At 43.1% G+C, this 25,241-nt stretch carries 24 protein-coding genes, 2 tRNA genes, 1 other RNA gene and 1 pseudogene; 16 read left to right on the forward strand and 12 right to left on the reverse strand.

Translation table 11 applies throughout. The annotated features are described in order from the left end of the window. Nucleotides 1–51 precede the first annotated feature (51 nt). From ispE to ACNQO6_RS14400, 3 genes are read right to left on the reverse strand one after another with little or no spacing between them, the layout of a single operon-like run. Entirely contained in the window at nucleotides 52–885 is an 834-nt protein-coding gene (gene ispE, locus ACNQO6_RS14390; RefSeq protein ID WP_440209395.1) for a 4-(cytidine 5'-diphospho)-2-C-methyl-D-erythritol kinase, read from the reverse strand. Nucleotides 886–903: 18 nt separating this feature from the next. Beyond that, nucleotides 904–1,485, reverse strand: a complete 582-nt coding sequence (gene lolB, locus ACNQO6_RS14395) for a lipoprotein insertase outer membrane protein LolB (RefSeq protein WP_440209396.1) — start codon at nucleotides 1,483–1,485, stop codon at nucleotides 904–906. Nucleotides 1,486–1,489: 4 nt separating this feature from the next. Beyond that, nucleotides 1,490–3,208, reverse strand: a complete 1,719-nt coding sequence (locus tag ACNQO6_RS14400) for a tetratricopeptide repeat protein (protein ID WP_440209397.1) — start codon at nucleotides 3,206–3,208, stop codon at nucleotides 1,490–1,492. A 79-nt stretch (nucleotides 3,209–3,287) separates the two neighbouring features. On the opposite strand from ACNQO6_RS14400, the gene hemA reads away from it, so the two are divergent. Beyond that, nucleotides 3,288–4,571 carry a glutamyl-tRNA reductase gene (gene hemA, locus ACNQO6_RS14405; protein ID WP_440209398.1) on the forward strand — a complete coding sequence of 428 codons (1,284 nt, stop codon included), beginning with the start codon at nucleotides 3,288–3,290 and terminating at the stop codon, nucleotides 4,569–4,571. A 10-nt stretch (nucleotides 4,572–4,581) separates the two neighbouring features. Here hemA and ACNQO6_RS14410 read toward each other — a convergent pair whose 3' ends face one another. Together ACNQO6_RS14410 and ACNQO6_RS14415 are read right to left on the reverse strand one after the other, a co-directional pair. Next, complete coding sequence (locus ACNQO6_RS14410; RefSeq protein ID WP_440209399.1) at nucleotides 4,582–6,465, reverse strand: DNA primase; 1,884 nt, start codon at nucleotides 6,463–6,465, stop codon at nucleotides 4,582–4,584. A gap of 128 nt (nucleotides 6,466–6,593) precedes the next feature. Continuing rightward, nucleotides 6,594–7,691: an outer membrane protein assembly factor BamD gene (locus ACNQO6_RS14415; RefSeq protein ID WP_440209400.1), complete on the reverse strand. Its 1,098-nt coding sequence runs from the start codon at nucleotides 7,689–7,691 to the stop codon at nucleotides 6,594–6,596. A gap of 71 nt (nucleotides 7,692–7,762) precedes the next feature. Between ACNQO6_RS14415 and rluD the strand changes: the two genes are divergently transcribed. From rluD to ACNQO6_RS14430, 3 genes are all read left to right on the forward strand, one after another. Beyond that, nucleotides 7,763–8,812, forward strand: coding sequence for a 23S rRNA pseudouridine(1911/1915/1917) synthase RluD (gene rluD / locus ACNQO6_RS14420; RefSeq protein WP_440209411.1), 1,050 nt, complete (start codon nucleotides 7,763–7,765; stop codon nucleotides 8,810–8,812). An 86-nt stretch (nucleotides 8,813–8,898) separates the two neighbouring features. After that, nucleotides 8,899–9,639, forward strand: coding sequence for a peptidoglycan editing factor PgeF (pgeF, locus tag ACNQO6_RS14425; RefSeq protein ID WP_440209401.1), 741 nt, complete (start codon nucleotides 8,899–8,901; stop codon nucleotides 9,637–9,639). A gap of 84 nt (nucleotides 9,640–9,723) precedes the next feature. Then, entirely contained in the window at nucleotides 9,724–10,290 is a 567-nt protein-coding gene (locus tag ACNQO6_RS14430; protein WP_005283927.1) for a flavodoxin family protein, read from the forward strand. A 44-nt stretch (nucleotides 10,291–10,334) separates the two neighbouring features. Here the strand turns inward: ACNQO6_RS14430 and smpB are convergent, their stop codons facing one another. Then, complete coding sequence (gene smpB / locus ACNQO6_RS14435) at nucleotides 10,335–10,811, reverse strand: SsrA-binding protein SmpB (RefSeq protein WP_005229036.1); 477 nt, start codon at nucleotides 10,809–10,811, stop codon at nucleotides 10,335–10,337. Nucleotides 10,812–10,940: 129 nt separating this feature from the next. Between smpB and coaD the strand changes: the two genes are divergently transcribed. From coaD to ACNQO6_RS14455, 4 genes are all read left to right on the forward strand, one after another. Next, nucleotides 10,941–11,432, forward strand: coding sequence for a pantetheine-phosphate adenylyltransferase (gene coaD / locus ACNQO6_RS14440; RefSeq protein ID WP_004770918.1), 492 nt, complete (start codon nucleotides 10,941–10,943; stop codon nucleotides 11,430–11,432). A 1-nt stretch (nucleotide 11,433) separates the two neighbouring features. Beyond that, complete coding sequence (locus ACNQO6_RS14445; RefSeq protein WP_241335112.1) at nucleotides 11,434–11,697, forward strand: YfhL family 4Fe-4S dicluster ferredoxin; 264 nt, start codon at nucleotides 11,434–11,436, stop codon at nucleotides 11,695–11,697. A 26-nt stretch (nucleotides 11,698–11,723) separates the two neighbouring features. Next, an RNA gene (rnpB, locus tag ACNQO6_RS14450) (RNase P RNA component class A) lies at nucleotides 11,724–12,079 on the forward strand. 62 nt (nucleotides 12,080–12,141) lie between these two features. Beyond that, nucleotides 12,142–12,218 (forward strand) — tRNA-Met (locus ACNQO6_RS14455). Between the two features lie 45 nt (nucleotides 12,219–12,263). Here the strand turns inward: ACNQO6_RS14455 and ACNQO6_RS14460 are convergent. Continuing rightward, complete coding sequence (locus tag ACNQO6_RS14460; protein ID WP_009507109.1) at nucleotides 12,264–12,731, reverse strand: Lrp/AsnC family transcriptional regulator; 468 nt, start codon at nucleotides 12,729–12,731, stop codon at nucleotides 12,264–12,266. Nucleotides 12,732–12,851: 120 nt separating this feature from the next. Here ACNQO6_RS14460 and ACNQO6_RS14465 point away from each other — a divergent pair, with 120 nt between their 5' ends. Further along, nucleotides 12,852–13,706 carry an EamA family transporter gene (locus ACNQO6_RS14465; protein WP_343579192.1) on the forward strand — a complete coding sequence of 285 codons (855 nt, stop codon included), beginning with the start codon at nucleotides 12,852–12,854 and terminating at the stop codon, nucleotides 13,704–13,706. Nucleotides 13,707–13,894: 188 nt separating this feature from the next. After that, nucleotides 13,895–13,971: transfer RNA gene (locus tag ACNQO6_RS14470), tRNA-Met, on the forward strand. A 102-nt stretch (nucleotides 13,972–14,073) separates the two neighbouring features. On the opposite strand, the gene ACNQO6_RS14475 is transcribed toward ACNQO6_RS14470, so the two are convergent. Both ACNQO6_RS14475 and ACNQO6_RS14480 read right to left on the reverse strand, forming a co-directional pair. Then, on the reverse strand, nucleotides 14,074–15,105 hold the full coding sequence (locus ACNQO6_RS14475; protein WP_440209402.1) for a hypothetical protein: 1,032 nt from the start codon (nucleotides 15,103–15,105) through the stop codon (nucleotides 14,074–14,076). Beyond that, nucleotides 15,098–16,723, reverse strand: coding sequence for an NAD+ synthase (locus ACNQO6_RS14480; protein ID WP_343579194.1), 1,626 nt, complete (start codon nucleotides 16,721–16,723; stop codon nucleotides 15,098–15,100). Before ACNQO6_RS14480 ends, ACNQO6_RS14475 begins: the two co-directional genes overlap by 8 nt. Nucleotides 16,724–17,440: 717 nt before the next feature. Here ACNQO6_RS14480 and ACNQO6_RS14485 point away from each other — a divergent pair. Further along, nucleotides 17,441–17,602 (forward strand): hypothetical protein, encoded by a 162-nt coding sequence (locus tag ACNQO6_RS14485; protein ID WP_440209403.1) that lies wholly within the window; start codon nucleotides 17,441–17,443, stop codon nucleotides 17,600–17,602. A 55-nt stretch (nucleotides 17,603–17,657) separates the two neighbouring features. Here the strand turns inward: ACNQO6_RS14485 and ACNQO6_RS14490 are convergent, their stop codons facing one another. From ACNQO6_RS14490 to ACNQO6_RS14500, 3 genes are read right to left on the reverse strand one after another with little or no spacing between them, the layout of a single operon-like run. Next, nucleotides 17,658–18,182 (reverse strand): hypothetical protein, encoded by a 525-nt coding sequence (locus ACNQO6_RS14490; protein WP_440209404.1) that lies wholly within the window; start codon nucleotides 18,180–18,182, stop codon nucleotides 17,658–17,660. 60 nt (nucleotides 18,183–18,242) lie between these two features. Then, nucleotides 18,243–18,695 carry a CopD family protein gene (locus ACNQO6_RS14495; RefSeq protein ID WP_440209405.1) on the reverse strand — a complete coding sequence of 151 codons (453 nt, stop codon included), beginning with the start codon at nucleotides 18,693–18,695 and terminating at the stop codon, nucleotides 18,243–18,245. Nucleotides 18,696–18,716: 21 nt separating this feature from the next. Further along, nucleotides 18,717–19,946 (reverse strand): beta-ketoacyl-ACP synthase II, encoded by a 1,230-nt coding sequence (locus tag ACNQO6_RS14500; protein ID WP_343579197.1) that lies wholly within the window; start codon nucleotides 19,944–19,946, stop codon nucleotides 18,717–18,719. A 290-nt stretch (nucleotides 19,947–20,236) separates the two neighbouring features. Between ACNQO6_RS14500 and ACNQO6_RS14505 the strand changes: the two genes are divergently transcribed. The 5 genes and pseudogenes from ACNQO6_RS14505 to ACNQO6_RS14525 all read left to right on the forward strand — a co-directional run. Next, nucleotides 20,237–21,586: an EcsC family protein gene (locus tag ACNQO6_RS14505; protein ID WP_440209406.1), complete on the forward strand. Its 1,350-nt coding sequence runs from the start codon at nucleotides 20,237–20,239 to the stop codon at nucleotides 21,584–21,586. A 159-nt stretch (nucleotides 21,587–21,745) separates the two neighbouring features. Then, nucleotides 21,746–22,120, forward strand: a complete 375-nt coding sequence (gene rpsL, locus ACNQO6_RS14510) for a 30S ribosomal protein S12 (protein ID WP_000246374.1) — start codon at nucleotides 21,746–21,748, stop codon at nucleotides 22,118–22,120. Between the two features lie 160 nt (nucleotides 22,121–22,280). Then, the gene (gene rpsG, locus ACNQO6_RS14515; RefSeq protein WP_004655203.1) at nucleotides 22,281–22,751 is read left to right on the forward strand and encodes a 30S ribosomal protein S7; all 471 of its coding nucleotides are present in this window, start codon (nucleotides 22,281–22,283) and stop codon (nucleotides 22,749–22,751) included. A 177-nt stretch (nucleotides 22,752–22,928) separates the two neighbouring features. Beyond that, nucleotides 22,929–25,067 carry an elongation factor G gene (gene fusA / locus ACNQO6_RS14520; RefSeq protein WP_440209407.1) on the forward strand — a complete coding sequence of 713 codons (2,139 nt, stop codon included), beginning with the start codon at nucleotides 22,929–22,931 and terminating at the stop codon, nucleotides 25,065–25,067. 92 nt (nucleotides 25,068–25,159) lie between these two features. Continuing rightward, nucleotides 25,160–25,241 (forward strand): annotated as a pseudogene (locus ACNQO6_RS14525) (hypothetical protein); the annotation flags it as partial.

The following is a 25,241-nucleotide window of genomic DNA, read 5'->3' on the forward strand; positions in this document are numbered from 1 at the left end:
ACCAACGGATGCCGAGATCAAAACCCGGTGCCTTACCACTTGGCGACGCCCCTAACGTGTAACTGAAAAATGTCTTAACGGAGACTCTGCTAAACTGTTGACCAAGTAAGATTTACAAGGCGAGTTTTGCAAAATTTGCGCTGTATCCATTTCACAGGTTACTTCAATAAAAACACAAGCACCTGTACCTGTAAGCTTTGCTCGACCAAACTGATCTAAATACTGCATTGCTTCTTCTACTTCAGGGTATAACTGTCGAGCCAGAGGTTCAAAGTTATTTCCAAAATTAGAAGGTTCTATCTGATAGGCGCAAAATTTAGTGATCTTAGAGTCTCTTGTCAATGTTTTTTGCGAAAAAAGCTGTTGAGTGCTGATAAAACAGTCAGGTTTCAGGATTATGAATTTTTTTTGAGCTAAGTCTATGAATGATAAATGTTCACCGATGCCTTCAGCCCAAGCATTGCGGCCAAAAACAAAGATCGGAACGTCCGCACCCAGCTGTACACCATAGTCGGCGAGTTGTTGCTCGTTTAAGCCACATTGCCAGAGCTGGTTCAGCACAATCAGGGTGGTCGCGGCATTGGACGAACCGCCACCGAGCCCAGCACCCATCGGAATATTTTTTTCAATCCGGATATTCAGCCCACATGGTTTTTTGGCATGCGGACGTAATAACTGTGCAGCGCGATAGATTAAATTTTGTTCGAGTTGTACTTCTGCCAGACCTTCAATCTGAATATTTTCTTCCGCATGCGGTTCAAAAGTCATCCAGTCGTATAAATCAATCAACTGAAAAATGGTCTGTAATTCATGATAACCATTGTCACGACGACCGGTGATATGCAGAAACAAATTCAGCTTGGCTGGGGAAGGCACTCTAATCATAAAAAATAATCTAAAAAATTATCGGTTTTGAATCACCATTGTAATACGGTTTTCTTTACCATCTGCAAGAGCTTGCTTCAACAAAAGCTTATTCGGAAGCGTTTGTGCATCGTTATAACTGAAATCTACGTTCCAGCCATCTTCAACCAGTTGTTTAAGACGATTTTGCTCATCTTTACTCACCTGAGCATTCTGGGTTGCGGGTTTGGCTTGTATCCAGTAGGCAAGATGCATGATCGGCGCTTGCCAACCTGTTGCTTTTTCAAGTAACTCTTCTGGTGTGGTGGCCGTAATCAAGCCTGTTTTGGCGCTATTTAAAGTGACCTGACCTGGTTTGCCCTCAATCTGGGTTTTACCTACGCCGAGAATACCGGTCAGTTCAATATTAAACTGATCCTGTTGTTGTACCCATGTGAAAAATGCACTGCCAGATTGTTGGGGGGTGCGTACGCCGATTTTACCTTGCAGGTTAAAATTATTTTCATCTTGTACTTGTGGTGAGGCAATCACTTTATTGGGCTGGCTCAGACTCTGACAACCCGTTAAAAATAAAATGCTACTGCTACACACGGCAAAGCATAATTTTGAAAACACGCGCATGGATTTAACTCTTTTTTACAGTGATGGGTAAGATTAAGCTATCAAGCTGTTGTAATTGTGGGGCATTGGCATGTTTTTGTTTCAATTGCTGTAACACCTCGCTAAATTGCGTGAGTGCGCCTTGCATATACAAGGCTTTGGCATAGCGAACACCGATATTCACATTTTGACTCAGTGAATACGCCTGACCGAGTACTTTGGCAGCAGTATCAAAGTCATTCTGTAAGAAAGCGATATAGCCGAGTGTATCGAGGATTGATGCCTGTTCTGGTGCAAAGTCCAGTGCCAGTTCGGCGTATTTACGCGCCTCCTTGAGGCGGCGGTTTTGCAAAGCTAAGGTGTAGGCATACGCATTTAGATAAGTTGGGCTATTGGGTTCAAGAACCAGTAATTGTTTTAAGGTTTTGTCTAATTTGTCCCGATCTGTGTATGGGTCGAGCAACAGGACCTCGGCATAAATCAGTTCCGGATCGTCAGGCAAATTCTTGATGGCTTCATCCAGCAAAGCCAAAGCGGCCTTTTTGTTATCCATTTTTTTGAGAATATCTGCCTGTGCCTGATACAGGAAACTGGCATGTTGCGGATAGTTAACACGTTCCTGTGTCAGAAAGCGTAAGGCATCATTGAGCTGTTCCTGTTTCTCAAAAATCGCAATCATGTTGCGTCGGGAAACGATATAAAGGCTACCATCGACCAGACGATAATAAGCCTTGGCCGTTTCATAATGCTGTTTGCGCTGGGCATTGATCGCCAGATAGTAATAGGCTTCATTTTGATATTTGGCGGATGACCGTAATTCCACCAGATATTGCTCGGCTTTTTCATATTGCTTCAAGTCAATACTGGTCAAACCTGCAATAAACAGAGCTTCTTCCGCTTTGGGATGATGTTTAATGATATCTTCAAGTTTGTCTAAAGCTTGCTGCTGCTGGTTGATCTGAATGTAATAGCGTGCTTCTGCCAGACGAATATCAATATTGTTTTTATTCTTTCGACTTGCCTTGGCAAACCATTTCTGTGTTTCTTCATCATCTTGCAAAGCCATAAGCAGATTGGCTTTCATTAAAATGAAACTGGTGGTTTTTGAGCGTTTTCTAAGTGCCCGATTGATATTTTTAAGCGCCTGTTCGTACAAACCATCTTGCGCTTCTAAACCTGCAATCAAGGCCAGAATAGAGGGATTGTTACGCTCTTCGCTGGCACGCAGGGCATTTAACAGCACTTCGCGATCTTGCGCCTGTTCGGGGGCAATCCCGGCTAAAATTTCTTCCAGATCGGCAGTCGGATCAATATTTAAAATTTTATCCAGCGTTTTTGCAGCCAGCTCGTACTCATGTGTTTTGAGGGCGATATGCGATAAGTAAAATAGAGCAGGTACATCTTTGGGTTCTTGCTCTACCCAGTGGGTTGCAATGTCCAAGGCAGACTGTAAGTCATTATATTCTAAGGCAACATCTAAGGCGCGCTGCTTGATTGTGGTTGAATTACTACGAATAGCAAGCACCGTATAATTGTGTAGAGCGGTTGCAATATCATCATAAGCAAGAGAAAATTCAGCAATCATGCTTTGTTGTAAAGCATTTTCAAAGCTGTTATCTGCATACATGTCGTGTATTGCTTGTGCAGAGACATAAGAGCTCATGCTACCTAACAACAAGATTGTGGTAGAATACCGTCTAATCGTCTTGCCGCTAAAAAGGGTACGGCGATATAGCTGACGCAATTTTTATTGATCCAAAGTAATGCTTTTTATGACACCGATGTTGCACAATAACATAAATTTAGCGAAATGATGATCTGATATGTCTTTCTTTGCATTGGGTGTCAACCATCAAACAGCTTCTGTTGAACTTCGTGAACAAATTGCTTTCAATGCAGAGCGATTAGCTGCGCTATTGCTTGAACAAAACCAGAAGTCATCCTTGAATGATCTTGTGGTGGTGTCGACGTGCAACCGTACCGAAGTCTATGCCATGACAGAAGATGCGGAAAGTGTCCTGAACTGGCTGGCCCAAGTGAATAATATTGATGTAAAACAGTTAATTCATCATGTTTATCGTTACGAGAATGCTCAGGCTGTTACACATTTGATGCGTGTAGCCAGTGGTCTGGACTCGTTGATGTTGGGTGAACCGCAGATTTTAGGACAGGTAAAAAGTGCCTTGGCGCTGTCAAAAGAGGCAGAAACCGTTTCGCCTGAACTGAATAGTGTCTTTGAATATGCCTTTTATGCAGCCAAGCGGGTCCGTTCTGAAACTTCTGTGGGAAGTCATGCCGTTTCAATGGGTTATGCCGTTGCTCAGTTGGCATTGCAAGTGTTTAGTCGTCCGGAAAAACTGACCGTAATGGTGGTAGCTGCGGGAGAGATGAACAGTTTGGTCGCCAAACACCTTGCGGAAATGGGGGTGGCGAAAATCCTGATCTGTAACCGTAGCCGTGAACGTGCCGATGTTCTGGCACAGGAAATTGCCCATCAGGTCGATGTTGAAATTATTCCTTTTACGGAACTTGCACAGAATTTGCATCGAGCAGATGTCATCTCGAGTTGTACAGGTAGTTTGCATCAAGTGATTGAATATTCAGACGTCAAAACAGCATTGAAAAAACGTCGTTATCAACAGATGCTGATGGTCGATTTAGCGGTACCACGTGATATTGATCCCAAAGTTGAATCACTGGATAACGTGTATTTGTATGGCGTTGATGATTTGCAAAGTGTGATTGATGAAAATCTGGCACAACGTCGTCAGGCAGCGGTTGAAGCCGAGATTATGGTCAATCAATTGGCAACCCAGTTGATGACCCAGCAAAAAGTCAAAGAGGCGAGTGGTACGATTCAGGCCTATCGCCAGCATAGTGAAGAAATCAGTCAAAAAGAGCTGGCTCATGCGATGGAATCATTGCAGCATGGTCATGCCGCCGAGCAGGTGTTACAAGAGTTCGCGCATCGTTTAACCCAGAAGTTAATGCATCCGACCTCAATCTTGCTAAGAGAAGCGGCTAAAGCAGAAAATCCGGATTATTTCGAATGGCTACAGCAGCATTTACAAGATGTGTTTGACCATGAACGTAAGCCGAGACAGTAACGCTACGGTACTAAGACAACAGTCGCAAACTAATCTGTTTGGTTAACTCATTCAGCTGTTGACGCAAATTGCGTGATTCAATCAAGGAAATCGGTGATTTAAGCTTTAAGCGCAGATATTTTTCTTGTAAACCTAATGCATATTCTTTGGCAAGTTTATCTGCAATTTCAGGTGCCTGAGTTAAAGACTGAATATTAGTGCGTTGCATGATATCAGCCAGTTCATGGCTATAACTACTACATGCTCCCAGCACATAATAAGTTGCCAACTCCTGATCGTCTGGCAATTCATCAAACACAATATTCAATACGGCTAAAATTTTTGCCAACAGTTCATCCTGATCAATCACCGCGCGTAATTCTTCAAAATGAATGTACAAGAAGGGATGGTGCATCAAAATCGCCACCGCGAAATCTTCATCTTTGGTCTGAATGTTAAAAGATAATGAGGCATCATGGCTGACTTGTGGGGTAAAACGTTTTCCTAACCCTAGCTTTTCACGGAAGGATTGACTCAACAAATAACGGAATGAGCCATGCTTCGGCAACAATTCAGTCAGTTCACGTAGTTCACCCATCACCAGGCTTTTGCCTTCAGGTGTGCTGACGTCATGCTGTCCGGTTAAATGGGCAAACACAAAGTCAGATAACAACGGCGCTTGTTGCAGTAATTTCTGGAAGTTTTCCAGACCTTCACGGCGGATCAGCGAGTCAGGATCATGTTCATTAGGCAAAACAAAGAATTTTAATTCACGGCCATCGTTTAGCAGTGGCAGTGCAATTTCCAGCGTGCGTCGTGCGGCCTTTTGTCCTGCGGCATCTCCGTCAAAGGCAATCGTAATTCGAGAATTCTGTTTAAACAGGGTGGTTAAATGATCAGCATTACTGGCTGTTCCAAGTGTTGCGACAGCACCATTGATGCCATATTGCTGTAGCGCAATTACATCCATATAGCCTTCGACCATTAACCAGTCATTGGCTTTCAGTTTGCGCCCTTCATATAGACCGTAAAGCAACTGGTTTTTATGAAACACTTCCGAGTCGGGTGAGTTGATATATTTCGGTTTAATCTCGTCATTGAGTGCACGACCACCAAAACCGACCACACGACCTTTATGATCGCGAATCGGGAAAATGACCCGTTCGCGCAATAAGTCAAAATCCCGGCCACTGTCGCTTGAGCGAATCAGGCCGAGCTGTTTTAAGCCTTCAATATCTTGTGGAAAGGCTTTTTCGAGATGTTGCCAGTCTTCTGGTGCATAACCTAAACGCCAAAACTGGATGGTTTGTGCCGAGAGGCCACGTTGTCTGAAATAGTGCTGGGCTTTTTGACTATTCGGTAACTGACGTTCATAAAACTGTGTCACATTTTCCAGCAGATCATAAAGATTACCTTCCTGTACCTGTTCATCCATGCTGAATGCGGGATCAAACTGGGCGAAAGGATCATCCATCACCCGATCCATATCGACAAAATGACCATCGATAAAGTCATCAATCACAGGTGGGGGCGTTGGATTTTGCGGTGCTGGTTTTACCGGTTGAGCGACTGTGGTCTGTTGGGGGCTACGCTTATAGGAGAGTTTTTTATTGTCGTGATTATCTTTTGGAAGCTCAATGCCTGTCTTGTTGGACAGCTCTTTCATCACATCAACAAAGTTACGACCATCAATATCCATCAGGAAACGAATGGCATTACCATTGGCCTGACAACCGAAGCAGTGATAATACTGCTTGTCACGATAGACATGGAAAGACGGTGATTTTTCCTGATGAAATGGACAACAGCCGGAGTAGGTACGGCCCGTCTTTTTTAACTTCACACGCTGACCGATCAAATCGACAATGTCGGTTCGATCTAGAATCTGATCAATCGTATGTTGAGGAATTGCCATGTGCGTTAAACCATTTCAGACAGAAAATAAAACATCGTTGCTCTGCAAAAATGTCAGCACTCATTGTTGCATAAAATAAAAAACAGGCAAGGGAGACTTGCCTGTTTGCTGTATCAGATGATTGCAAATTAGTTTGTAGCATCATCCTCAGTCGTGGTTTTTGCTTCTGGCTTGTCTAGCAGGCCAAAGCTTAAACGGTTTTTCCAGCTTGGTTTGTCTGTGCTTGCTGGTGCTTCCGGAGCAGCCACAGGTGCTGGCTCAGCGGTTGCTTCGGTTTCAGGTTTATCCAGTAGACCAAAACTTAAGCGGTTGGTTAAGCTACGTTGTTCCGTATCGCTTTTGGCTTGTTCTTTCACCTGAACGGTTTTTGATTCACGTCCTAACAGACCTAAAGTGGCACGGTTGACCCAGCTACCTTCTTTGCGTGCAGCACGTAAATTCACTTCACCATTCGATTTGACTAGGTTTGGATAGTTGAGTTTTAAGATCTCAATATATTGTTGAGAGGTCGCTTGATCGCCCAACTTCTGGTAGCTATAAGCCAAAGTCGCTAATGCTTCAGGAGTTTGTGGGGTTTGTGGATAATGTTCAATGACCCATTGCGCACGTTCAGCCGCAGCCAACCATGCTTTACGCTCAATATTGAAACGCGCTGCATTCATTTCACTTTCAGCCAGTTCCTGACCAATGAATTTCATGCGCTGTGCAGCATCCACAGAATACTGGCTGCTTGGGAAACGACGAATTAACTCGACAAAGTTTTGATAAGCCAGTTTGACGTAGCTCACATCACGGTGTGATTGCTGTAAAGAGGTATAACGAATCAGACTGTCGTAGTTCATTTCCATGTTGGCTACACCACGAACATAGTAGGCATAATCAACATTAGGATGTTGAGGATTTAAACGAATGAAACGGTCTGCAAGCGCAATCGTCCCTTCATAATCTTTTTGTTTAAACTTCGCATAAAGCAGCTCAAGCTGTGCCTGTTGCGTATATTGTCCTGTCGGATAATAAGTATCTAGTGCTTCAAGTGACTTGACTGCATCTGTATATTGATTGCGTTCAAGTGATTTTATGGCTTTTTCAAAATAAACTTGTTCACTCGATTGTGGTCCTTTATCGACCACTTCTTTCTTGCTTGGATTGCTGCTACAGCCCACAAATGCAGACGCTACACCTAAAGATAGTGCAAGCACCGTAATTTTATAACGTGGTAGCGACATAAAAACTCCTCTGTTATTCTGGGCAATGAGCTACAATGGTGCTATTAAACCATTTTTGTACCGATCATCAAATGACTTCAGCACAATCTTCCAATTCAAACATCTCTGAAACAGATTTCTTACTCGAAGATTCTGTCGATGCAGATAATCATAATTCTGACTCAACTGCAACACGTTTATCGTTGCAAATTCAACTCGATGAAAACTATTTAGGCCAACGTATTGATCAGGTTGCCGCATTGGTCTGGAGCGAGTTTTCACGGGAAAAACTCAAGCAATGGATGAAAGATGGTCATCTGTTGGTAAATGGTAACATTGTTAAGCCAAAGTACCGCTGCGAAGGAAATGAGCTACTGACGCTTGAGGTCGAGCTTGAAGCCCAAACCTCAAGCCAGCCAGAAAATATTCCATTAAATATTGTCTATGAAGATGACGACATTATCGTGATCAATAAAGAAGTCGGGATGGTGGTGCATCCGGGTGCAGGCAATCCATCTGGAACTTTGGTGAATGCATTGCTTTATCATGAGCCAAAACTTGCCGAACTTTCGCGTGCCGGTCTGGTACATCGTATTGATAAAGACACCAGTGGTTTACTGGTGGTTGCTAAAAATCTGGAAGCTCAGTTTTCACTCAGCAAGCAACTGGCAAAGAAAACGGTTTATCGTGTTTATGATCTGATTGCCTACGGCAATATCATCGCGGGTGGGACCATTGATGAGCCAATCAAACGCCATCCGGTTGATCGTGTCAAAATGGCAATCTTGCCAGGCGGTCGTGATGCAGTGACACATTATAATGTGAAAGAACGCTTCCGTGACTTTACCCGTGTACAGGCACAGCTTGAAACAGGACGTACCCACCAGATCCGTGTCCATTTCAGCTATTTGGGGCATGGTCTGGTTGGTGATCCGGTGTATATCAACCGTGTGCGTTTCCCTGCGGGCGCTTCAGCGAAATTAACAGATATGCTGCGTAACTTTAAGCGTCAGGCCTTACATGCAGCCAAACTCGGTCTGGTGCATCCGCGTACAGGCGAAGAAATGATGTTTGAAGCACCGTGGCCGGAAGACTTCACGCAACTGATTGAAGTGCTACGCAGTGAAAATGAAGCCTATTAATTGAAGCTCTAGTTCCCTCCAAATCTTCCTCGTTAAAGGAGAGGGTTAAGGAGGGGGCGGTCGAAAGGATAATTCCGGAGATATTTATGGAATTTGTACAAGGTCTGCCCCAAGGTGTTTTTGTCGGCCAAACAAGCATTGAACATCCAGACACAGTCGCAACGCCAAATCAGAGTTTGTCGGGGTTTAATCTGGCTTTACATGTGAATGATGAGACGCAGCGTGTTCAGCAACATCGTATGATCTTGCTGAATCAACTGAGTGAATTCGGCGTGGATAAAATCACCTGGATGACGCAAACCCACAGCACCATTTGTCATACCGTGAATGAACAAATTCCATTTGTTGCCCTAGAGGGAGATGGTCTGGTCACACAACGTGCAGGTCATGCCTTAATGATGATGACAGCTGATTGTCTGCCTGTAGTCTTGGGCAATGCTGAAGGGACTGAAGTTGCCAATCTGCATGCAGGCTGGCGCGGTTTGGCGGCAGGCATTGTGGAAAATACAATCGCTGAAATGAAGTCTCAGCCGAGTTGGGCATGGTTAGGCGCGGCTATCAGCCAGCCATGCTTTGAAGTCGGAGCAGAAGTTAAGGCTGCTTTCTGTGAGAAATATCCTGAACTGGCATCTGCATTTATGGCAGGGCAGATCGAGGGTAAATATCAGGCAGATCTGTATGCAATTGCACGTTTTATCTTAAAGTGTTTGGGCGTGGAAACGGTACTGGGTGGTGATCAGTGTTCGTATCAGCAAGCTGAGGATTACTTTTCCTATCGCCGTGATGCCAAAACCGGTCGCATGGCCAGCTTTGTATTTATGCAATAAATTGCCGGCATTGCATTGCCGATTGGCCTTGTCGCATTTAAAAATGTTAAACTTGATCTAATTCCTTGGTTTTTTAAATTTTCCATGTCTGTTATTGAGTTGAATTCTTCCCAGGTCAAAGTGTGTGTGGTTTATCACAGTCCTTATGGGCACACGGCCAAAGTTGCGCAATACATTGCTCAGGGCGCAGAGCAGGCAGGTGCCGAAGTGCATCTGTTGTCTGTGGCTGCACCGCAATGGGACTTACTTGATCAGGCGGATGTGATTGTCATGGGCTGTCCAACCTATATGGGAAGCTTAACTTCTGCCTTGAAACAGTTTATGGAAGATTCCTCCAAACGCTGGTTGGCACGTACCTGGCAAGGCAAACTGGCTGCCGGTTTTACCAATGGCGGTGGACTCAGCGGTGATAAGCTGGCCGTGTTGCAGCAGATTAATTTATTTGCAATGCAGCATGGCATGTTATGGGCAGGTTTACCGTTTATGCCCACTGGACGTGGTCAATCGGATATTAACCGGATGTCGAGCTTTCTCGGTTTAATGACGCAATCAGATAATGCCAGTGTTGAAGTAACGCCGCCAGAAGGTGATCTGGAAACAGCACGTAAGTTTGGCCAATATCTGGCTGAGTTAAGACTCAAACATGTGTAAGTTGAAGATCGAAATAAAAAACCTCCATCAATTGGAGGTTTTTTTTATTTGTGCAGGATACGTGCTTTATCACGCTGCCAGTCACGATCTTTTTCAGTCGCACGCTTGTCATGTAATTGCTTACCTTTTACTAGGGCAATTTCAAGCTTGACCAGATGACCTTTCCAGTAACATGCCAATGGTACACATGAATAACCTTTTTGATTGACTGCACCGAGTAGCTTTTCCAGCTCACGGCGAGACAACAGCAACTTGCGGGTGCGGGTTGCTTCTGGAACCACATGTGTTGATGCAGACAGTAACGGCTGAATTTGTGAACCAAATAAATAAGCTTCACCATTTTTAAAAATGACATAGCTTTCCGTCAGGCTCATACGCCCAGCGCGTAGGGATTTTACTTCCCAGCCTTGGAGAGACATGCCTGCTTCAAATTTTTCTTCGATAAAGTAATCGTGGCGCGCTCTTTTGTTTTGAGCAATCGTGCCACCATTATGTTTCTTCACTACTGTTGCTTGCGCCATAATTCAAACTTCCACAATTGCTTCTATTGTGCCGTAAAACGCAATCTTTTTCCAATGTTTAGGAATTTCGCGTTTAGGCTGAAGATTTGTTAAAATACGCACCTTATCTCATTCACTAGAGTACACCGCATGTCTAAAACACGTGTGATTTATCCGGGGACTTTTGATCCAATAACCAATGGACATGTTGATTTGGTTGCAAGAGCATCAAAAATGTTTGATGAAGTTGTGGTTGCCATTGCGATTGGTCATCATAAAAATCCGGTATTTAGTTTAGAAGAGCGTGTTGAATTGGCAAAAGCCTCACTCAGTCATTTGAACAATGTTGAGTTTGTAGGTTTTGATGGCTTACTGGTCAATTTTTTCCGTGAACAGCGTGCGACAGCTGTACTACGTGGTTTAAGAGCAATTTCAGATTTTGAATATGAATTTCAACTGGCCAATATGAACCGTCAGCTTGATCCACATTTTGAATCGGTCTTTTTAACTCCATCTGAGCAATATTCATTTATTTCATCAACACTGGTGAGAGAAATTGCCCGTTTAAAAGGTGATGTAAACAAATTTGTGCCTGCCGTTGTGGTCGAGGCCTTTGAACGTAAACATCAACAAGGTTGGTAACGTGTCTTTATATATTACAGATGAATGCATTAACTGCGATGTCTGTGAACCTGTCTGTCCCAATGAAGCCATTTATATGGGTGAGCTGATTTATGAGATTGATCCTGCACTCTGTACAGAGTGCATCGGACATCATGATCAGCCACAGTGTCAGTTATTTTGCCCAGTCGATTGTATTCCGCTAGATCCTCAGCATGTGGAATCGCATGATGAGTTGATGGAGAAATATAAAAAGCTGACTGCGCAAAAAAATGCAAGCAATTAACAGCGAACTTTGGTAAGATGCGCCACGAAGTGGGCCGGACGGTCGCTGCTGTGGAGGTCTCCGTGACTGAAGCAGGGGAGGAAAGTCCGGGCTTCAAAGGGCAAGGTGCCAGGTAACGCCTGGGCGGCGAAAGCCGACGGCAAGTGCAGCAGAGAGTAGACCGCCTCATTCGTGAGGTAAGGGTGAAAGGGTGCGGTAAGAGCGCACCGCGTGTCTGGTAACAGTTCACGGCAAGGTAAACCCCACCTGAAGCAAGACCAAATAGGAATCCTGAGGCACGGCCCGTGCTGGATTCGGGTAGGTCGCTTGAGCGTATGAGTGATTGTACGCCTAGAGGAATGATCGTCCTCGACAGAACCCGGCTTATAGGCCCACTTCTTAAATTTTTTGAAAATTGTGCTTGACGTGTGTAGCGAAAGTTAAGATAATGCGCCCACAGTTTTCGGCTATGTAGCTCAGTTGGTTAGAGCACCGCACTCATAATGCGGGGGTCACAAGTTCAAGTCTCGTCATAGCCACCATTTTATAGACCACGCTCCTGCGTGGTCTCTTTTTATCTGCTGTTTTTAAATAGATAATTCTAATCCGACTTTGACCCGATCTAAAACGATCAGTGTCCGATAAGTGCTGACATCCTGATTATCTGCAAAGTGCTTGCGTACCAACGCCTCAAAATGGGATAAGGTATCGGAAATCATAATGATAATAAAAGAAACGCCACCATTGACGAAATAACACTGCTGGATCTCATCGACATGGGCAAAATATTGTTTGGCCCGATCCATCACAATAGAACGGTCTTCTGCTAAACGCACCTCAATAATTGAAGTGATCTTTTCTCCAAACTTTTTGGGGTTGAGTACGGCACAATTTTTTTCAATCACCTGTTCTTGTTCAAGCCTGGCAATACGCCGTTGTACTGACGCTTGGGAGAGATTGACCAGTTCGGCTATTTTCCGATGTGACATTTTATTATCGTGTTGCAATTGTCTCAAAATTGCATAATCGAACTGATCCAATGAAATATCTGACACGATTAAATCTCTCATCCTAAGAATAATAAAGCGTAATTTACTCGTATTCTTGCATAAAATTGCAGAATTAAACGGCAATCTGTGAATTAAAATTGCATCTCTATATTACAGGGCGTAGTCATGGTCGGACTGGATTCGAGACAAAGCATTGCATTTCTCGCTGCGACATTATCGTTGGTGTCTGTACAGATCGGGGCATCAGTGGCCAAAACCCTGTTTCCGGTTTTAGGTCCAGAAACAGTCGCGTTGGTTCGTCTTGGCATATCCGCCATTCTTCTCTGTGTTATTTTCAGGCCGTGGCAACTTTTCTATCAGCAGACCAACTGGCGCAATCTGGTGATTTACGGCATGTTTATCAGTGGAATGAATGTATTGGTTTATAAAGCTTTTGCTTATATGTCTGTTGGTCTTGCAATTTCAATTGAAGTTCTCGGTCCGTTGACTGTTGCGATGTTAATGTCCAAGCGTAAGCAGGACCTGCTGTGGGCGGGGTGTGCATTGATTGGAATCGTCATATTGCCATTGGGAGGCGTTAACCAGAATTTTAGTTATCAAGGCATGGGGTTGGCATTGGCGGCGGCGATTTGCTGGGGGCTGTATATCATCTATGGACGACGAGTCGCTTCAGCGGGTGGCAGTTCTGTCGCCGTCGGAATGTTGGTGGCGGCGTTATGTGCTCTTCCTGTGGGTTTTCAGCATTTAGATTTAGTGGTGAGCTCCTATAAGGTCTTCTTTACCTGCGTATTTGTTTCCTTATTCTCAAGCATGATTCCTTTTTTGCTGGATATTGTGGCGATGAAAAGACTGGCTGCACATGTGTTCGGCATGTTACTCAGCGCTTCACCTGCCATTAGCGCCGTGGCTGCATGGTGCATTTTGGGAGAAGCATTGAATCTTTACCAGATTCTGGCAATTATCATGATTATGGTGGCGTGCATTGGCTGTTCCTACGCGTCTTATCGGGAAAAACATTAAGCCGAAAAGATGTGTACAGAGCAATATCAGCTGGAAGATGAGGTGGAAATTGCTATCAGAACAGGCTTTGAGTTAAAAATATACAGTTGATAATATCTTTGTGCAAAAACCACGCATATGTCTTCTGTTTTCAAGATCATAGACTTGACCCATTGCATATAACACTAGATAATGCGCACACAGTTTACGGCTATGTAGCTCAGTTGGTTAGAGCACCGCACTCATAATGCGGGGGTCACAAGTTCAAGTCTCGTCATAGCCACCATTTTAAAAACCACGCTCCTGCGTGGTTTCTTTTTATCTGTATGATTTGAAAATAATTGATACGTATATAAGCCTGTAAATGATCTATTTACAGGCTTTATTTTTATAGGTGTTTTTCGATGGTTGCGAGCGTGTCAGCGCTGTCATAGAACGGTTTCAGGATCAGGGTAATGATCGGTTCGAGTACACCGTGCTGGTCTAAAGCGACCACAACTTTTGGATAAAAACGTACCGCTTCATTCAGTAGGTCTGCTTCTTCCAAGCCAATTGCAGCGAAGACATCGGCCAGACTTTCATCTTTATAGAAATCATAAAAGACTTTGACACCGTAGAGGATTAAATCCTGTATGAAAGCAGACTGGCGTAATTCTTTCCAGTATTCATAAATCATGACAAAGAATTCTTCCACATCCAGTGGTGTGACCTGTTTGGTATATTCTGATAAAGGTTTGGCTTTATTGTCGTCCCAGACATTACGCGCCAGACTTTCCAGATCGTCATTAGACAGCAGGCTAAGATCGGCCAGCTGTTCTTGAATAAACCGGGCAATACTTTCTTCAATTTTCTGTTCAATACGCTGTTGCTGGCGATGTGAAAAGCTTTTTAGTTTTTGTTGCCACTCATATTTACTTTCTGAAATTCTATCGTCATCTGACTGAGTAAATAATTTAGGGAGTTTGTTTTGTAAGGTTGTAGTCGTAATGTATTGGCACAATTGCTGAATAGAAGGGCTTTCTTTTAGAAACTGGTTTAAATAATGACGGATATTTTCAAGTTCCAGAAACTTGGACAGCCACATTTCAAACTGATGGTCTGAAAATATATCTTGTAACTGGGCGGATGATTGTAGCGAGAACACATGCAGTCTTTGTGCGATCTCTCCAATAAATTCCAGTAGCCCTGCACCCAACTGCATTTCAAAAGCATAACGTTTGACTACAGCCTGAATCTGCGCTAATTCGACCACTTCTTTGAGTTGAATATTGGGTGCATGTTGCAGAAAGAGCTGGATAAATTGCTGGAAGAAATCAGCGGAAAGTTGTGTTGTAAGTTGATTTTTATAAAACTTAACTTGCTCAAGCAAAAGTGCTTGAGCAAGTAATTGTGACTTTTCAGAAACAATTTTTTCAGTCATTCGCGGTCCATCCGTTGACGATCGGGTAGCGTCGTTCACGACTGAAAGCACGTGAACTGATCCGCGGCCCAATCGCGCCCTGACGACGCTTGTATTCATTACGATCCACCAGGCGAATTACTTTTTCGACTACATCGCTTTCATAACCTTTGGCAATGATATCGGCCTGGCTAAGATCTTCTTCTATATAAGCATACAAGATAGCATCAAGTACATCATAAGCAGGTAATGAGTCCTGATCTTTTTGATCTGGACGGAGTTCTGCTGATGGTGGGCGGGTGATAACACGTTCCGGGATAACAGGGGTGTCTTCCAGCGTGTTACGGTATTTAGCCAACTCAAATACGATGGTTTTGTAGACATCTTTAAGTACCGAGAAGCCACCCACCATGTCACCGTAAAGGGTGCAATAGCCTACAGAAATCTCAGACTTGTTGCCTGTCGAAAGCACGAGGTTTCCAAACTTGTTGGATAAGCCCATGAGTAGGGTGCCGCGGGTACGGGCTTGCAGGTTTTCTTCAGTGGCGTCAGCCGGTGAGTTGCCAAAGAACGGGAACAGGGTTTGCATGAAGCTGTTCACGATTGGGTGAATTTCGGCAATACCGAAAGTCACGCCCATACGACGCGCCTGCTCAGTCGCATCTTCGACGCTCATTTGTGACGTATAGGTGTATGGCATCATCACGGCTTGTACTTTGTCTGCACCAATTGCATCGACTGCAATGGCCAGCGTTAATGCCGAATCGATCCCGCCAGACAGTCCTAGGATAACACCTGGGAAACCTGAACGTTGTACATAGTCACGGGTTGCCATGACCAATGCTTGATAAATTTCAGCAAAGGTTTCCAGCGCAGGAATCGCTTCTGCCGTTTTGAACTGTTTTTGCTCTGCATCATATTCAGCAAAATGAACAGCTTCCTGGAAACTTGGAGCCTGTAGTGCAAGTTGGCCATTGTTGTTGCTGACAAAGCTGGAACCATCAAAGATCAGGTCATCTTGTCCGCCAACCTGGTTAACGTAAACAATATTGAGGTGCAACTGTTTCGCCAATTCATTTAGCGTCTGAATACGGTGTTGTGGTTTACCTACTTCATAAGGAGAAGCATTCAAGACCAGTACGGTTTCAACATTGAGCTGGCTGAGTTGCTTGACGGTATTGAGTGACCAGACATCTTCACAAATCAAGACACCGAATTTGTGTCCTAAATATTCAAAAACAAGGTGCTGGTGGCCTTCCTGGAAGTAACGTTTTTCATCAAACACGCCGTAATTTGGCAGGTTATGTTTGTTATAAACACCCAATACCTGACCGTCTTTCATCACCGCAGCAGAATTATAACGATGACCATCTTCAGTCTGGTGCACAAAGCCAAATACCATCACGATGTCTTTTACTTCACTTAACTGAGCAAAAGCTTTTTGAGTGCGTTTTTGAAGATTTGGGCGAAGAATTAAATCTTCCGCAGGGTAACCGATGGTTGAAAGTTCTGGAAAGATGATCAAATCAGCCTGTTGTTGTTTCGCTAAATTTGCTTGCTCAATCATCTTTTGAGTATTTGAGTCAACATTGCCAATATGCGGAGAGAACTGAGCAAGGGCAATTTTAAAATTTTTCATTCAAACCTAATCCTAAGTCTTAACAAGTTTTGATACACAAGTTTTTGATTTATATAAGTATAGTTGTTAAAAACGATTGTATATCATGGCGCCAAACATTTTATATCTTAAAGAAAAATGACAAGTTTACTAATATATACTAAATGCACATTTTTCTGCGTAAAAATAACGAGTTTTTCTGTATGAAAAAGCAACATTTCTCAATGTTTAGGTAGTTATGGTGCATGATTGTGAATAAATTGAATATAACCACATCAAGTTTTTTTCATGTCATCTTCGCCTATTGAGATGACATCCCAGTGACAAGCGCAATAAATTCTAAAATTTCTAATAAAAAGAGCAGCTTTAATAAGTCTGTTAAAGAATATTCAAAAATCGGAAACAACTGTACTTTATAAAAAAAGATTTATTTCAATTGGTTGATTTCATTTTGAGTGTTTTATATACCGTTTATCGGGAATATCTTTGCTACACTTGAGTGCACATTTGTGCACTGCTATGATCCGGATTAATGTGAAGGGTTATACATTTTGAGATCACTCAGGTGTATTACAACACTTAAATGAAGAGGTGGTTAATATGTCAGTTCTATTATTTCCAGTTGTTGCGTTTGGTTTAGCGGTTGTGGTTGGTCGTATTGGTACCGTCATGTTCCGTGAACAAGAGCCACAAGCTTAAATATCAGATTCTCTTTTGAATAACGTGAGGTGAGAGATTATGAGTTCAACAATTTTATTGCCAGTGATCGCTTTAGGTTTAGCGATCGGCTTCGGTCGTATGGGTACCATTGTCAAGGATGCAATGCGTGTAGATTTTACAACAGATATGGATGTTGATCATGAACCTAGCAATGAAACTCGTAAAGGCACAGCTGCATAAGACCCGTTGCGATGCTTTAACTTAAAAAGCCCTGTAGATCAATGACAGGGCTTTTTTATTGTCTCAGAATAATATTAGGGATTTTCTTGAAAAAGATATCGCGTGCAATATCACCCTGCTGTTCGATGTTATAGCTGGAGAAGGCTTTATCGGGTTCGAATTGATATTGATAAGGATCGTATATTTTACAACTGAGATAGTGGCCCAATTGCAGAATTGCCCCTTTAAAAATGACAGGAGTCTGTTGCTGAAACTGTAGAACATGGGCCAGTTCATGAATAAAAATCCCTTGTAAGGGAAGAGAGCACGTTGAATAATCAGCACTAAAATATTTTTGATGTACAAATAAGTTGCCATTCGGTGCCATAAACATATTCACGGGTTGCCAGGGCAAATAGGGAATATTAAAAACTCTGACCTGTGCATAATCAATCAGGTCACCAAACACAGGACGTGCAATTTCAATCTCGCCAGAACTTAAGCCGCGATAGCGAAACTGATTCATTTTGAGATAAACGACCAAATTTGCAATGAACCAGTTGTGTAATTGTCTTCGCGCCTGTTGAAGTGCTTTGATCATCTGAAATTCAAGTATGATAATTGATAGGATGTATTGAATTCTAAAATAAAAAAACCTCAGTTAGAACTGAGGTTTTACAACAACCAGAATCACCACCGCAAATAAGATCAGGGTCGGCATCTCATTAAAGAAGCGCCAGAACTTATGTGTTTTGTAGTGGGCATTGCCAATCAGTTTTTTACGATAATAACCACACACCAGATGGTAAATCACCAGGAGACCGACTAGCCCGACCTTGAGGTAAAACCATAAGGCTTCATGATAATGTCGGGTTGCATCACCCCAGTCGACCAGAAAGTGGGCAGTAATTAATGTGGCAATCATAGACGGCCACATGATTCCGCGATATAACTTGCGTTCCATCACTTCAAAGCGTTGATGACTGACGGCATCCTCACTCATGGCATGGTAAACATAAAGGCGTGGTAAGTAGAACAAAGCAGCGAACCAGCAAACCACGGCAATAATATGTAATGCTTTTACCCACAAGAAAGCATTAGAAGGTGCATCCATCGATAATCCTGCTAAGCGGGATTACGCATCCCACTTCTTGAAAATAAGGCAGGCGTTTACACCGCCAAAGCCAAAACTGTTACTCATTACAGTATTCAGTTTTGCATCACGTTTTTCAAGTACAATATCGAAACCTTGTGCGCCTTCATCAAGCTCGGTTACGTTGATGTTCGGTGCAATAAAGTCATTTTGCATCATTAATACAGAATAAATCGCTTCCTGAACACCTGCAGCACCTAAGCTGTGACCTGTCATCGATTTGGTTGAACTGAGCGGCGGAACCTGACCTTCACCAAATGCACGTTCCATGGCTTTAAGCTCAGTCACATCACCTGCTGGTGTTGACGTACCATGTGTGTTGACATAGTCAATGTGCTCGACGCCATGCTGCTTTGCTTCATCCAGTGCCATGATGATACAGCGTGTTGCACCTTCGCCACTTGGTGCAACCATGTCGGCACCATCACTATTGGCAGCATAACCCACCACTTCGGCAAGGATATTTGCTCCACGTGCCTGGGCATGTTCAAGTGATTCAAGTACAACGAAACCGCCACCGCCAGCAATCACGAAACCGTCACGGTCTTTTGAATATGGACGTGAGGCAGTTTCTGGTGTGTCGTTATATTTTGAACACAATGCACCCATCGCATCAAACAGCAAACTTTGTGACCAGTGATCTTCTTCACCACCACCCGCAAGCATTAAATCCTGTTTACCTAATTGGATCAGGTTGTAGGCATAACCAATTGCATCCGCGGATGTTGCACATGCACTGGTAATCGAATGCGCCACACCTTGAAGTTTAAAGGCAACACCGACGTTTGCAGTAATGGTGTTTGACATATTACGCGGCACGAAAAAAGGACCGATTTTGCGCGCGCCTTTTTCTTCTAACAGTTTGATCATCTCTGCAACAGAGGCCGTTGAGTTACCGCCTGAACCACCGGCAATGCCGTAACGTGGATTATTTGCCAAATCTTCTTGCTTCAGACCAGCATGTTCAACTGCTGCGACTGCTGCATTATAGGCGTACATTGCACAAACGCCCATAAAGCGTTTCAGTTTGCGATCAATACCATCAAAATCCTGTTCAGCTGCAGCGCTAACATGGCTCTTGAAATTCAGTTCTGCATAAGTTGGGTTTAAACGTGTGCCTGAGATTCCATTTTTTAGAGAATGAGTGACCTCTTCTAAAGAGTTACCGATACATGAGTTGATGCCCATACCAGTGATTACAACACGTTTCATTTACAGATCCCTTTTATGGTAATACTTAAGCCCTGTGCATCTCGCTATGAATACAAATCAGGAGAAAATAACGATTAGAATGGCTTATGAGTGAATGACACCATGATAGCAGAAAGGTTTTTTATTTCTTATGGCAAATCTTATGCCTATTTCCAGTTGTGTAAATATTCGTAAATATTGCAGTTCTGGTGACGAAACGTAATGAAAGTACACACATAAAAGTTGAGATAAATCTGCATTCAACCTAGTATTTACCTAGAAATGCACAGATTACACAACAGAGGTACTTGATGACAAAATCTAAAAACAAGCAATCTTCAGGTTTATTTGCACAAGCCTTTGGAGTGGCTAAAAAGCTCAGTTCAGAATTACAAAAACTGCAAGTGGCACCGATCACCTCTGGAGCCGATCTTGCACATTCATCAAATACCATTGAAGGAAAAGCACGTTTTAAAAGCCCTTTTGAAGTGGAAAAATATGAAAGCCCGCAACAAATGTTACGCCAGCAATTTCCGAAACTTTCACATCAGTTTCTAGGTCGTCATTACACTCGTGTAAACAGTATTGCCTCTTTTGTGTCTCCTGATCTGGGGGAAAAAGCATCTGACTATTTATTCCAATGGTTGAATGAGTTTAGTTCGAATAGTTCCCTGACGGAGAAAATCCTTGAAGAAGCAGGGGTGAAGGACATTATCGAGCTCACCAAAGATACGGGACGTTCGCAACGTTTGAGTCAGGCGCTGATTGAACAAAACAAATTGCTGGCCGCAGTTCAGGGGGCGGTAACAGGGGCGACAGGTGTGTGGGGGGCAGCTATTGATATTCCTGCATCGATTGTTTTGACCCTAAGAACGATTTATCAGACTGGGCGTTCCCATGGCTTTGATTTGTCAGAAGAGGCGGATCAAGAGATTGTTGCTTTCATCTTTAAAGAGATTGATTTGAGTCTGGTTGCTGAAAAACAAACCTTATTGGTTGCATTAAAAGCCTTGAAATCTATGCTGGAAACGCATGACCTGCAACAGTTTCAACAATTGCTTGGATCAAATAATGATTTTGATTTAGTCAAAAAATGGCTGGTAGATGAACAAGGTCAGTTTAAATTTGGATGGTTAAACCGTGTTCCTCAGGTTTCAGTCGTGGCTAAACTGACGCCTGTGGCTGGCGCAGCTTTAAGTGGTTTTTATAGCTGGAGACTGCTGGAAGATGTTGGGCATAAATCCCAATCTATTTTTGGTGCCGCTCGTTTCTATTTAAATGAGCATCCGAATGAAAATATTTCTCCATTAGAGGCATACTATAAAGCTGAAACTTTGTTGAAAAAGGCGACGCCGCGTTTATTAAATGCAACCGGGGAAAAGGCTAAGCAGGGCTTAGGATCTGAAACCTCAAAAAATGAGGTGATTACCCATGTAACGGTGCAAACAAAAGAAACGGATGCAGTTAAAACACCGGTTGATGAAAAAGTAGAAGAGGGAATTCAACAGCTTGCACAACAGCATGTGGTTGAACATGAACATGCGGAACAACAACCTGCGTTAAAGGCAGAACAGGAGGTGGCTTTTGATGATGATGAAACAGAAGTCACTACGGAGCAGAAATCAATCGATGTCGAGCCTGCTTCAACAAAACATAGCTAATCGTAGTGTGATGTTTTAGACAGCAAAAACACAACAAACCCAAGAAATGGTCAGCACTAACAATGTTGACCATTTTTACTTCTTAGCTTACAATTATGTGCCCTTAAAAAGAGGTCATTTTCTTTTTTTAAGGTTGTTTAATAACGGGAGAATTGCCAAATGGCAACAACAAATCAGTTGATCCGTAAGGGTCGTACGACTTTGGTTGAAAAATCAAAAGTTCCTGCGTTGAAGGCTTGTCCACAACGTCGTGGTGTATGTACACGTGTTTATACTACTACACCTAAAAAACCTAACTCAGCAATGCGTAAGGTTTGCCGTGTTCGCTTAACTTCAGGTTTTGAAGTATCTAGCTACATCGGTGGTGAAGGTCATAACCTACAAGAGCACAGTGTTGTTCTTATCCGTGGTGGTCGTGTTAAAGACTTACCAGGTGTACGTTACCATACCGTTCGTGGTTCTTTAGACTGTGCTGGCGTTAAAGATCGTAACCAGTCACGTTCTAAATACGGTGCTAAGCGTCCTAAGAAGTAATTCTAGGAAACTAGCCCAAGCAACCCTTTAGCGTTTCGCTTGTTTGAATTCTTCATAGATTTGTAATTCAAGCGACGTATAGTAAGGCCAGCGTCATGTACATGACACTTGTACAAACTGCTGGATTATCCTGAAGTGTCATATTATTAGGTGTATTAAAATGCCAAGACGTCGCGTAGTCGCTGCTCGTGAGATCCTTCCAGATCCAAAATTTAGCAGCCAAACAATCGCTAAATTCATGAACCACGTAATGCAAGATGGTAAAAAATCTATTGCTGAAAGTATCGTTTACGGTGCTTTAGACCGCGTTCAAGAAAAAAACAAAGTAGACCCAGTTGAATTTTTCGAGACTACTCTTGAAAAAGTTCGTCCTATGGTTGAAGTAAAAGCACGCCGTGTTGGTGGTGCTACTTATCAAGTACCTATGGAAGTACGCCCATCCCGTCGTACTGCTCTAGCGATGCGTTGGTTAGTAGATGCTGCTGCTAAGCGTTCTGAAAAAACGATGGCTTTACGTCTTGCTGGTGAGTTGCTTGATGCAGCTGAAGGTAAAGGTGCAGCGATCAAAAAACGTGAAGACGTGCATCGTATGGCTGAAGCCAACAAAGCCTTCTCTCACTACCGTTTCTAAGCGGATAAAACAGTCCCTAATCAGGAGAATATTCATGCGTACTGCAGCTCGATTCAACATCGCTCTCTATCAAAGTGGAGGCTTTGCGGGTATTTAAGTTGCCTGCTTGGATATTCGTGCGCATCAATTTAATTGATGCGTCCTGTTTTAAATATAACATTTAGGAATGTAGACATCATGGCTCGCCAAACCCCAATTAGTAATTACCGTAACATCGGTATTTCTGCGCACATTGACGCAGGTAAAACAACTACAACAGAACGTATTTTGTTCTACACAGGTGTATCTCACAAAATCGGTGAAGTACACGACGGTGCAGCAACAATGGACTGGATGGAACAAGAGCAAGAGCGTGGTATTACAATTACCTCTGCTGCTACAACTTGTTTCTGGTCTGGTATGGCTAACCAATTCCAACAACACCGTATCAACGTAATTGATACACCGGGACACGTAGACTTCACAATTGAAGTTGAACGTTCTATGCGTGTTCTTGACGGTGCGTGCATGGTTTACTGTGCAGTTGGTGGCGTACAACCTCAGTCTGAAACTGTATGGCGTCAGGCAAACAAATATAAAGTGCCTCGTTTAGCATTCGTGAACAAGATGGACCGTACTGGTGCAAACTTCTTCCGTGCTGTTGAGCAAGTTAAAACGCGTTTAGGCGGTAATCCTGTACCTATCGTTGTGCCAATCGGTGCTGAAGATACATTTACAGGTGTAGTTGACCTTATCGAAATGAAAGCGATTATCTGGGATGAAGCATCTCAAGGTATGAAGTTCGAATACGGTGAAATTCCTGCTGAGCTTGTTGAGCTTTCTCAAGAATGGCGTACTAAGATGGTTGAAGCTGCGGCTGAAGCATCTGAAGAGTTAATGGACAAGTACTTAGAAGAAGGCGATCTTTCTAAAGAAGAAATCATCGCTGGTTTACGTACTCGTACATTAGCATCTGAAATTCAAGTTATGCTTTGTGGTTCTGCGTTCAAGAACAAAGGTGTTCAACGTATGTTGGATGCTGTAATTCAATTCTTGCCTTCTCCTACAGAAGTTAAAGCAATTGAAGGTATCCTTGACGACAAAGATGAAACTAAAGCATCTCGTGAAGCATCTGACGAAGCTCCGTTCTCTGCACTTGCGTTCAAAATCATGAACGACAAGTTCGTAGGTAACTTAACATTCGTACGTGTTTACTCTGGTGTTCTTAAACAAGGTGATCCGGTTTATAACCCAGTTAAATCTAAGCGTGAACGTATCGGTCGTATCGTGCAAATGCATGCGAACGAACGTCAAGATCTTGATGAAATCCGTGCAGGTGATATCGCAGCGTGTGTAGGTCTTAAAGACGTTACGACGGGTGATACATTATGTGATGAGAAAAACATCATTACTCTTGAGCGTATGGAATTCCCAGAGCCAGTAATTTCATTGGCTGTTGAACCAAAAACTAAAGCTGACCAAGAAAAAATGTCAATCGCTTTAGGTCGTTTGGCGAAAGAAGATCCATCGTTCCGCGTTCGTACAGACGAAGAATCTGGTCAAACAATTATTGCTGGTATGGGTGAGCTTCACCTTGACATCATCGTTGACCGTATGAAGCGTGAGTTCAGCGTTGAAGCGAACATTGGTAAACCAATGGTTGCTTACCGTGAAACCATCAAAAAGTCTGTTGAACAAGAAGGTAAGTTTGTTCGTCAAACAGGTGGTAAAGGTAAATTCGGTCATGTATATGTTCGTTTAGAGCCTATGGATGTTGAAGAAGCTGGTAAAGAATACGAATTCGCTGAAGAAGTTGTCGGCGGTACTGTACCTAAAGAATTCTTTGGTGCGGTTGATAAAGGTATTCAAGAACGTATGAAGAATGGTGTATTGGCTGGTTACCCTGTTGTGGGTATCAAAGCGACATTATTCGACGGTTCTTACCACGATGTCGACTCTGATGAATTGTCGTTCAAAATGGCAGGTTCATACGCTTTCCGTGACGGTTTCATGAAAGCAGATCCTATCCTTCTTGAACCAATCATGAAAGTTGAAGTAGAAACTCCAGAAGACTACATGGGCGATATCATGGGTGACTTAAACCGTCGTCGTGGTATGGTTCAGGGTATGGACGATCTTCCTGGCGGAACGAAAGCAATTAGAGCAGAAGTTCCACTTGCTGAGATGTTTGGTTACGCGACTCAAATGCGTTCTATGTCTCAAGGTCGTGCGACTTACTCTATGGAATTCGCTAAATACGCTGAAACTCCACGTAACGTGGCTGAAGGCATCATCGCTAAGTTCCAAGCTGGCGGTAAAAAAGGTGACGACGAGTAATCTTTCGATTACTATATTACCCAACTAAAATTTAGTTAAAAACCAAGTGCTCATGGGCGACCCTCATGAGCAGTTTATAAAGGAAGATCATCATGGCTAAAGCCAAGTTTGAACGTAATAAACCACACGTAAACGTGGGTACAATTGGTCACGTTGACCATGGTAAAACAACTT

The sequence above is a fragment of the Acinetobacter calcoaceticus genome (assembly GCF_051947995.1).
Classification (GTDB): domain Bacteria; phylum Pseudomonadota; class Gammaproteobacteria; order Pseudomonadales; family Moraxellaceae; genus Acinetobacter.